Origin of the sequence: Agromyces sp. NPDC056965 (genome assembly GCF_042673425.1) — a bacterium.
Taxonomy (GTDB): Bacteria; Actinomycetota; Actinomycetes; order Actinomycetales; family Microbacteriaceae; genus Agromyces.
Genome location: NZ_JBHURI010000155.1, coordinates 1 through 2,278 on the forward strand (window position 1 = coordinate 1; position 2,278 = coordinate 2,278).

Here is a 2,278-nt window from a genome sequence, read left to right on the forward strand (position 1 = left end):
GCGGCGCGGCATCATGCGTGTCGGGTCAGGCGGAAACCGGGGCAGGCGACAGGGCCGGCACCACGACGGCCTCGAATGCCGACGCGGTGCGGGCGACGACCTCGGGCCACGGGGCATCCCAGATGGCCTCGTTGAAGAGCTCGACCTCGATGTCGCCGATGTACCCGGCCGACTCCACGGCCGCGGTGAACGCGGCGAAGTCGATCACGCCGTCGCCGGGATAGTGCCGTGCGAGCAGCACGTCGGCGGGCAGCGGCGTCGCCCAGTCGCACACCTGGTAGCTCGCGATGCGACCGGATGCCCCGGCGCGCGTGATCTGCTCGAACACCTCGGGGTCCCACCACAGGTGGAACGTGTCGACGACGACGCCGACCGTCGATGCGTCGAACGGCTCGGCGAGGTCGAGTGCCTGCTTCAGCGTCGAGACGACCGCCCGGTCGGAGGCGTACATCGGATGCAGGGGCTCGATCGCGAGGGTCACGCCGGCGGATGCCGCGTCGGGGGCCAACTCGGCGAGTGCGTCGGCGACCCGGCCACGTGCGCCGACGAGGTCGGTCGTGCCGGTGGGAATGCCGCCGGCCACGAGCACGAGCACCGCTGCCGAACCGGGTGCGCCTGCGGCGGCGAGCGTCGCCGTCTCGTCGATCGCGCGTCGGTTGTCGTCGATGGCGGAGCGGCGTTCAGGGCCTTCGGGCAGGGTGAAGAACCCGCCGCGGCAGAGGCTCGAGACGCGAAGCCCCGAGTCGGCCAGCCGACGTGCCGCCTCGTCGAGGCCGACGGCCTGCACCGGCTCGCGCCAGAGTCCGATCGACTCGTAGCCGCCCGTCCGCGTCAGCCGCAGCGCCTCATCGAACGGCGCGTGCTTGATCGTCGCCTGGTTCATCGACAGGCGCGGGTGAGCGGTCATGCGAGCACCTCCACCGCGTGCGCGCCGGAGTCGGCATCGGAACTCGTGGCGACCGAGGTCGCCGCGTCCGGGTCGATCCCGTTGATCCTGAGCATCCCGTGCCACCGCTCGGCAGCGAGCTCGGGCCGCTCGAGCGACCCGGACGCGTTCGCGAGCTCGACGATGTGCGACAGGTGCGGCAGGCTCCTCGCGGCGTGCAGCCCGGCGACCATCTGGAACGCGGACTGGTGGCCGTTCAGCCACGCGAGGAATGCGACGCCCGTCTTGTAGAAGTAGGTGGGGGCCGCGAACACCTGCCGGGAGAGCGCCTCGGTCGGGCCGAGGATGCGGTGGTACGCGGCCTCATCGCCGGAATCGAGCGCCTGGATCGCGGCCGATGCGTTCGGGGCGAGCGCCGCGAACGCGCCGAGCAGGGCGTCGGAGTGCCCGAGCTCGTCACCCGCGATGAGTCCCACGTAGTGGAAGTCGTCGCCCGTGTACATCCGCGCAGTGCCTGGGAGGCGTCGGCGCACCGCGATCTCGGCATCGGCGTCGAGCAGGCTCATCTTCACTCCCGAGACCGTGTCGGGGTGCTCGGCGATGAGCTCGACCAGCACGTCGGCCGCGGCATCCGTGTCAGCGGAGCCGAAGTAGCCGGCCAGCTGCGGGTCGAACGCGGTGCCGAGCCAGTGCAGCACGACGGGGGCGCTCGCCGCGGCGAGCACCTCGCGGTAGACGCGACGGTAGTCGTCGGCACTCTGCGCCGCCCGGGCGAGGTGACGGCTCGCCATGAGTACGACGCCGGCGCCGGAATCCTCCGCGCGGTGGAGCTGCTCCTTGTAGGCGTCGATGACCTGTTGGAGCGAGATGCGCTCGTCGTCGACGTGGTCGGTGTTGACGCCGACCACGAGCTTGCCGCCGACGGAGGCCGCCTCCGCGGCGCTGCGCGAGATGAGCTCGCGGGTCGCTGCGGCGTCGAGACCCATGTTGCGCTGCGCCGTGTCCATGGCGTCGGCCACGCCGAGCCCCCACGACCACACGTGATGGCGGAACGCGAGCGTCGCGTCCCAGTCGATCTCGGCCGGCTGACCGGGCGTGTTGTCGGCGAACGGCTTCGGCACGACGTGCGCGGCCGCGTAGGCGACCCGGGTGCGCAGCGGCGTGCTCGGCTGGGCGAACGTCGGCGCTTCGGCGAGCGGCGCTGCAGTCAGCGCGCCGCTCGTGTCGAGCAGGGTGAGCGTCGACATGGTCAGCGCACCCCGGCGAACTCGGCGTCGACGGCAGCGGATGCCGCGGCATCCGCTGCCCCGTCGAGCGCGACCACCGGGACGTCGATGCGACGACCCGCCTTCGAGCTCGCGAGGCCGGCGTCGGCGGGCAGCACGCCCCCGG

At 72.4% G+C, this 2,278-nt stretch carries 2 protein-coding genes; both read right to left on the bottom strand.

The window, feature by feature from the left end:
* Positions 1-25 precede the first annotated feature (25 nt).
* Complete coding sequence (locus tag ACFTQE_RS20055) at positions 26-907, bottom strand: sugar phosphate isomerase/epimerase family protein (protein WP_376926723.1); 882 nt, start codon at positions 905-907, stop codon at positions 26-28.
* Complete coding sequence (locus tag ACFTQE_RS20060; RefSeq protein WP_376926724.1) at positions 904-2,133, bottom strand: dihydrodipicolinate synthase family protein; 1,230 nt, start codon at positions 2,131-2,133, stop codon at positions 904-906. The genes ACFTQE_RS20055 and ACFTQE_RS20060 overlap by 4 nt, the downstream gene beginning before the upstream one ends.
* Positions 2,134-2,278 lie beyond the last annotated feature (145 nt).